This window comes from Moorena sp. SIO3I6 (genome assembly GCF_010672095.1).
Window position 1 is genome coordinate 1 of sequence record NZ_JAAHHU010000303.1, and the last position, 5301, is coordinate 5301.

Below are 5301 nucleotides of genomic sequence, written 5' to 3' on the forward strand. Positions count from 1 at the left end.
CGGCTGGAACCTCTGAGCGTTCAGCTAGGTTAAGGGGTTGAACCGTAAAATTTTTATCCTCTAGAACACGTACTGCCTCAGATAATCCCCCTTCTACTTCTGCTAAGGATTTTTCTCCGTGACCTTGGAGGAAGTAAACCCTAACCGAAATTTCCCGAGTCAGGGTTTCGATACCACTAGTAAGACTAGCTTCTGACAGAGGTTGGGTATCATTAACAGCTTGCAATAATTGTTGCTTGTCTTTATATTGTAGATAAACTTCTCCGATAGACTGAACACCAAATTTCTGAGCTAGTGCTGGTTTTAGCTGAGGGTCAACAAACTGAAATTCAAAGTTTGACCCATACCGACGAAAGTTCTCTAACAACTCTCGGTCATCTGGATTGGGTTGTGGATTAAAGATCCAAACCTTAAGGGGCTGTCGTAAATTTTGCACCACTTGCTGGGACTGGGGTGACAGAGTATATAACTTATTTTCTGTGAAATCGATCCGTTGGGTATAGCGCACCCCTAAAAAGTTAATCAGCCCCAAAATCACTAACATAGCTACGGTAGAAATAATAGCATTGGTTCCGACTTGGGTAGAACGGCTTTGCCAGAATTTCGGAGCCAACTGGGCTAAAAATACTAGCCCCACAAGACTAATGACAATACCAGCAATCAGTAACCCTAATGCGTCTGGGGACCATTTTTCAGTCATAATCCTGACAGTGATTCCCGCCATGGTCAGTAGTGGCCCGAGCCAGAAAAGGTAAAGGAGATACTTCTTGGTTTTGCTTGTCTTCATCTCAAACCTCACGGCAGCTGCAACTATCATTACTGATTGTAAGCATTCAGCTTAACCCCCTAGGTATTAGGCATTAGGCTTAGGCGTTAGGCATTAGGGGGTTTGACAGGGTAATCCTGGGTTCCCCTAGCGGCTGTTTGAGAGCATCCCATGGAACTTCACCGGGTAATCCTGGGTTCCCGTAGCGGCTGTTTGAGAGCATCCGATGGAACTTAAGACGGTAGTAATGCGATCGCGTAGCAGCGCTGAGCATCCCGTAGCGGCTGTTTGAGAGCATCCGATGGAACTTAAGACGGTAGTAATGCGATCGCTATAGAGTCGAAAATTAAAATAACTAATTTTCATAAGTCCTAATTATTTAGCTATCAGCTATCAGCTATCAGCTATCAGCACTCAGCACTCAGTCTAGGGAGCCGTGTAGGAATTGTGATAATTTTTGATGCCATATTCCGTACTCCCTACTCCCTGTTCCCTATTCCCTATTTCCTTTGCTATAGTCATTCCACACATCCAGCCACACTATTAGTTGGGTGTATTAGTTGGGTGTATAAATTGGTAAATAAGTTTACACTATTTTTATCCATAAAAAGATTATCCTTCATAGTTTTTTTGTAAACTTTGTATAAAGGCTTTGCTTGAATATAAGGTTTGTATAAAATTTATGGGGACTACAATTGCTCCACAATACTTACCAGCTCTAGCTTTCAGGTCACTATCACCCCAAACTCTAAATAGACTTGGGGTGTCAATTACTTAAAATTCAATCCGTTATTATTTTGTTTAAGTTGGAGTAATATAAAGCGTATACATTTTATAACTGATGCACAAACCTACATTCAATGAGCGAATTTCCTGATTTTTCTAACTATGGCTACCAAGTCAAAAAACGATTAGGTCAGAACTATCACAGTGGTCGAGTAACTTATCAAGCCATCCATCTTCAAACTAAGCAAAAAGTTGTAATTAAGCTATTTCAATTTGCTCAATCTAACAGTAGCTGGCATGGTTACCAATCTATTGAAAGTGAGATTAAGGTACTAAAACAGTTACACCATCCTAGGATTCCTCGGTATCTTGACTCCTTTGCTCCTGAGGGTGGTGTTTGTTTGGTACAGGAGTACAAAAACGCTCAACCTTTGTCTGCATACCCAAGCTTTACACCAGAGCAAATTCAGCAAATTGCAGTTCAAATTCTCGAAATTTTGGATTATATCCAACATTTTTATAATCCGATAATTCACCGAGACATTAAACCATAAAATGTTTTGTTAGATTACAAAATGCGGGTTTACTTAATTGATTTTGGTTTAGCTAAAATTGCCTATGGTTCAATTTATGGAAGTACTACGATGGCTGGCACAGCTGGATTTATGCCACCAGAAAAATTATATAATCAACCCCTCAATAAAGCATCAGATATTTATAGTTTAGGAGTGACACTTATTTGTTTGGTTACGGGAATTAAAACGGCTGAAATTAGTAATTTAATTGATTTAAGCAATCATCGTCTAAAATTCAGGCATTTAGCTTCAGGTTATAGCAAAGAATTTCTTGACTACCTAGACAAGATGGTAGAACCTGACCCTAAAAAGCGTCTTGCCAATCTAGAACGTATTTTTAAATCGGTTCCATCCCCACAGCCAATTCAAAGAAAAGTACTAGCCGAGTTTAGCAACAATCTCAAAGTAAATAACCTGAATAAACGACTAAGTTATGCTATAGTTACTGTAATCACTTTAGGGTTAGGTCTTACCTATGGATTAAACCAAATTGAGCAACTAGTAGTAAGTAAAATCCAACAGCATTTGATAAATGGAGACTATGAAAAATGTATTAACTTAGCTCAAGACGTTCCGGAGTTTTTGAGCATCAATGAAAAATCGATATGCCTCTTAAATGACTGTTCTGTAGCACAACTAAATAAAGCAACTAAACTAGTAGATAACTCTCGACTTATATATAAAGCAATTACTGAAGCAAAAAAAATACCTGCTGAGAGTAATAGTTACGAAGAAGCACAAACGTTAATTACTCAATGGAAAGAATGGCAAAGTGATCAAAATTTAATTAAAAAAGCTCAACAAGACCTAAAAAAACGTAAATGGCAACAAGCCAAAGCAATGGCAGCACAGGTTAAGGCTGAACGTTTCCAGCACCAAGCAATCCAAATTATTAAAACTGCTGAAACAAAACTAAAATATGCTGAATTAGAAAGACTAGCTGCTGAATTAGAAATACAAGGAGAAAAGCTGATCATCAAGGCAAATCACTATGCTAATCAGCGACAGTATAGTCAAGCAATATCCATCGCCAAACGGATTCATAACGCTACGCCATCTTATCAAGAAGCACAACGATTAATTGCTGAATGGCAAAACGAAATACCTCAAGTTTTTATAAATTATTGGTCATCCCCAAAAGTTAATGGCGCTCGCTTCGTTGTCGAGAAACTAGAAAAGTGGAAAAATGGCCAATTAAAAATTTATTTTAAAGCTTATAATTACACTAATAAAGATAGCAGATTTTCCGATTTTATCGCCGTTGATAATTTAGGAAATACTTATAGAGGTTATTCAGGCTCTAGTTGGGATGGAACAGTGATGCCTTCTAGGATACCAACTAAAGGTTCTATCACCTTAAAACAACCACTAGATCCTAATGCCTCAGTGATTACACTTAGTTTTCGTCGTGTTTATACTTATAATCCACTAATTAGACTAATCACTCTCAAAACAAAAGGAATCAGAGTTAAGTAGTAAGACTCTCCTTCTTAACAGCAGGATTAGCGGGAGAATACTCTCCAAAGCGCCAGCGTATAGGGCTAGCATTAGTTGTCTCTAAGACCTGCTCAATATGAAACTCCACTAACCGTTGCGCTCCTGGAACGGTAGTGAATTGTGACTGATCCCAAATCACCTCGGCTGTTCCGGTCAGTTGTAAGGTATTGCCTCGCTCAAAATCGATGAACAGCAGACCAGCACGGGGATTCACTGTCAGGTTACCTAGGGTTTGAAACATATTATTGCCAGCATAATCGGGAAACACTAGCTGATGATCACTGATCACCTGGATAAATCCCGGATATCCACCCCGATGAGAGGCATCTGCGCCAGTTTCTGGATTGAAACTGGCAATGAAAAAGGTATCAGATTGGGTAATCCAGTCTTGCTCGGTTGTGGTCAAAGCCTCAAAGCTGCGAATTTCAGGCTGCGTTGACTCAGGGATATCAGTCTCTAGATGACGCAGCTGGATGTATTTGGGACAGTTGAAAAATACCTCAGTGGTCTGCATCACAATCTGCCCTTTGCCTTCTACTCTACCCAAGCCATTCATCCGCAAGCGTTTACGGGTAGTTAGGTCAATCACCAGAAGTCCCAGTACTCCATTTTTCGCCAAGTTTTCGTACAACGGATCCCCATCGATAGGGATACAGTTAATCTCGACAGTTTGATTATCTAAAACTCGGACAAAACCAGGTTTACCAGTCAGCAGTGATGCCCAAACCAAGCCATTGGTATCCACACTACTAGCGATCGCTAATTGTTGGGTTGTCAGGAGCATCTGAGCAGCAGTTTTGATCACGGGAGTAATCATCGAGCTGAGTTTCTCAGCTTCTTCGGTTACCCCAGCCCGAGTTTGAACAGCAATCTCTCCAGTGTGAAAGCTCATAATCTACTCCTTTGGGGATCGTGACACAGAAAACAGCAGTTTTCTTATACACAGAATTTCTGTATATGTCTGTATCTAAAATATAAAACTGTCCAGATTTGGGCTAAAGAAGACTATCACCGAGCACCGGACAGGATACAACCAGTCAGGGGTGTTAGGTCAATAGTTGCCTATCCCTGAAGTTTCTATAATTTCAGACTACTGGGAAGACAAGAGCAAAATGTCTCAGTTTTTGTCTCAGTTTTTTCTGGTGTTGTTTAACTGACAATGACTAGCCTCAGTTCGATGTCATAAATTGCTGTAAAAAATTGTCAGGTTTTGAGGAAAGCATTCAGCTATCAGCTATCAGCTATCAGTTATCAGATATCAGCATATGCTTACATACTAAGAACGCTGAAATCTCAATGCATCAATAGACTGAGCAGTTAGAAAAATACCGATAAAGATGTAACTCAAAAACAGAATTATACTACTAGTATCCAAAACACCCTGAATCAGATTTTTATAATTTTCCAGCAACGATAAATGACCTAAGGCTTCCCCAAGGGGTCCACTAACATTTTTAGCAATCAAATCAATCACCCAAAGTCCTAAAACTAGCGCAAAGGTGAGGATTGCTGACAAAATTGAGCTATCAGTTAGGGAAGAAATGAACATCCCCAGAGAAAGCACCGATGCTGCCAGTAAAATTAATCCGACGTGGGCTAGTAACGGTAGCACAGGTTGAACCGGGGGGTCTGTAGCACTAAATGCGATCGCTTCATAGGCAAGTAAGGGTAGCACCATAAAGCTATAAAATGTCACCACTCCCAAGAGTTTACCCACGGCTACAGCCCAATTCGTTA

At 40.0% G+C, this 5301-nt stretch carries 3 protein-coding genes and 2 pseudogenes; 1 reads left to right on the top strand and 4 read right to left on the bottom strand.

The annotated features are described in order from the left end of the window. Together F6K49_RS34645 and F6K49_RS34650 are read right to left on the bottom strand one after the other, a co-directional pair. A partial coding sequence (locus F6K49_RS34645) for a Gldg family protein (RefSeq protein WP_293103966.1) occupies positions 1–817 on the bottom strand: 817 nt, incomplete at its 3' end. Between the two features lie 96 nt (positions 818–913). Next, the gene (locus F6K49_RS34650; protein WP_293020231.1) at positions 914–1132 is read right to left on the bottom strand and encodes a hypothetical protein; all 219 of its coding nucleotides are present in this window, start codon (positions 1130–1132) and stop codon (positions 914–916) included. Between the two features lie 494 nt (positions 1133–1626). Between F6K49_RS34650 and F6K49_RS34655 the strand changes: the two are divergent. After that, positions 1627–3543 (top strand): annotated as a pseudogene (locus F6K49_RS34655) (protein kinase). Here the strand turns inward: F6K49_RS34655 and F6K49_RS34660 are convergent. Then, positions 3536–4456: a pyridoxamine 5'-phosphate oxidase family protein gene (locus tag F6K49_RS34660; RefSeq protein ID WP_293020235.1), complete on the bottom strand. Its 921-nt coding sequence runs from the start codon at positions 4454–4456 to the stop codon at positions 3536–3538. The pseudogene F6K49_RS34655 and the gene F6K49_RS34660 overlap by 8 nt on opposite strands. Before the next feature lie 384 nt (positions 4457–4840). Then, positions 4841–5301: pseudogene (locus F6K49_RS34665) on the bottom strand (ABC transporter permease); the annotation flags it as partial.